This is a genomic window from Haloferax profundi, from assembly GCF_001469865.1.
GTDB classification, from domain to species: Archaea; Halobacteriota; Halobacteria; order Halobacteriales; family Haloferacaceae; genus Haloferax; species Haloferax profundi.
Genome location: NZ_LOPV01000375.1, coordinates 1 through 1838, shown reverse-complemented (window position 1 = coordinate 1838; position 1838 = coordinate 1). Strand labels below are relative to the sequence as shown.

2 protein-coding genes and 1 pseudogene are annotated in these 1838 nt (G+C 49.7%); 2 read left to right on the top strand and 1 reads right to left on the bottom strand.

Annotation, left to right across the window (positions count from 1 at the left end; genetic code table 11):
- Positions 1–219: pseudogene (locus AUR66_RS22755) on the bottom strand (hypothetical protein); the annotation flags it as partial.
- Between the two features lie 277 nt (positions 220–496).
- On the opposite strand from AUR66_RS22755, the gene AUR66_RS13400 reads away from it, so the two are divergent.
- Both AUR66_RS13400 and AUR66_RS13395 read left to right on the top strand, forming a co-directional pair.
- A complete protein-coding gene (locus AUR66_RS13400) occupies positions 497–967 on the top strand; it encodes a hypothetical protein (protein WP_008605324.1) in 471 nt (156 codons plus the stop codon).
- A gap of 179 nt (positions 968–1146) precedes the next feature.
- Positions 1147–1653 (top strand): type II toxin-antitoxin system antitoxin SocA domain-containing protein, encoded by a 507-nt coding sequence (locus tag AUR66_RS13395; RefSeq protein WP_058572817.1) that lies wholly within the window; start codon positions 1147–1149, stop codon positions 1651–1653.
- The last annotated feature ends 185 nt before the right edge of the window (positions 1654–1838 follow it).

The window sequence follows — 1838 nt, the reverse complement described above, 5'->3', positions numbered from 1 at the left end:
AATTTCGTCATCGCGACCGACGATGCGTTCCGGTTGCGGGACGTGGTCGACATCGACGAGGGTCTTCTGCTCGAATATCGGATCTGGCTTGCCGAAAATCTCTGCGGCAACGTTGCCGCTCTCGTCGTCCATGTCTGTCACTTCCTCACTGGTAGCTAATAAAGATAACCCCTTGTTTCCAACGTTTATCTGGCATTTGAGGGTCTGTGTATGCTTCATACGCCGACCAGTTGGGAACGTGACTAAAGACCGCATTTCCAACGTTCTTGGTCCGGTAGCAGAAGCGTCTGAATAGAGGCCGCTGCCCCATGTGCAGTTTAGCAACTGATTGTCACCCGTGGCTGTCATTTTAGACAATGACTTGAATGAGTACCTTATCGGCCTACTGAGTTGAACTGGCCAAGCTTCACTTACAGTCTACTCTCCCAAACTTAACATCAGTCTGTTACTATCTTCGAATACCTCCCGACGGAACAGAAGTGGAGGCCTAAGAACCATGGTATGGCAGATTGCAGTGGCTGCGGGTGGCATTGCCCTCGCGTCCAAAGTGCTCGGAGAATCAAGCGCTGACCACCACGACGTCGTTGAGCAGACGTATGACGCTCTCGTCGACGAAGTACCGGAAACTGCTACAGTCTACGCAGATCACCTCTCTCACCGCGACAAGATCCCAAACCCTGAGGGAGAGATCGATGGCTTAACCCGGATACCAGACGTGGTCGTGAAGTCTGGTTATGCGAACAGCTTGATTATCGAAGTTGAAACGGCAGATTCACTCCAAAACGAACCATCTGAAGCGCTTGAACAGATACAGGACTTCAGCGTAAGCGGATACAGGAGGGTTCTTGTCGTTCCTAACGGGAAGAGTGACGCCGAGGAGTTGGAGGGCTTCATCGAACAGTACGACGAACAGATTTCTGGGAAGTATTACGTCTCTACACCCGGTGACGTCGCTGAGTTCTTGTAAGCTACCCCTTGATTCAGTTCATCTGGAACTGTTTAGTTGCTAACACCCCTTGACCAGTCCCATCAGTCAAGCGATTGATCCAGCCGTGAGACGGTATATATCGTGCGACTGGTATCGACCTCAATAGAAACTTCCAAGCAGACTCGGCTGATTAGTCGTGAGATAGGAGACACCACCGGATGCCACGCATTGATGAAATCGATCGGCGGACCGACGTCGTGTTCGTCGTATTCTACTTTGGAAAGAGCATCCGGGGCGTTACGAAGGTTCAGAAGCTTCTATTTCTAATCGAGGAAGAGACCTCTTTCTTCGAAGAATACCGTGACTCTATAGCGTTCAATTTTGCGCCCTACAAGATGGGACCGTTCTCAGAGGAAGTTTACGAAGAGCTCCACTTTCTCCTCCAGCTTGATGCGATTGAGGCCCGCCCGATATCTGACCCAGTCATAGAGGGAAGTGACCCCGATCTTTCGAACAAGGAGTTCGTAATCACAGCTAAGGGAGAGAAAATTGCGTCACAATTGGTTGAAATCCTTGAGCCGGAGTACCGAGAAGAGTTACGTGATCTCGTTGAGCAGTACAACGAACTTTCTCTGAACGAGTTGCTCAGACACGTCTATTCGGAGTATCCGGAGTATACTACTGAGTCGGAAATCAAGGATGAAATCTTCCAGGGGACTCGATAATGTCTAAGCCTGAGTTAGTCACAAATCAATATACTCGGCGCTGGGTTGAGTCGTGTGAAAACGAGACCAAACAATACGTTCCTGAAAAATATCAATTAGGAATCATCGCGGATTACCTCCAGGGGCAAAATATCGAATTCGGAACCGAGCAGCGCATCTTTTGCTATCCCATCGATATCGTCGGG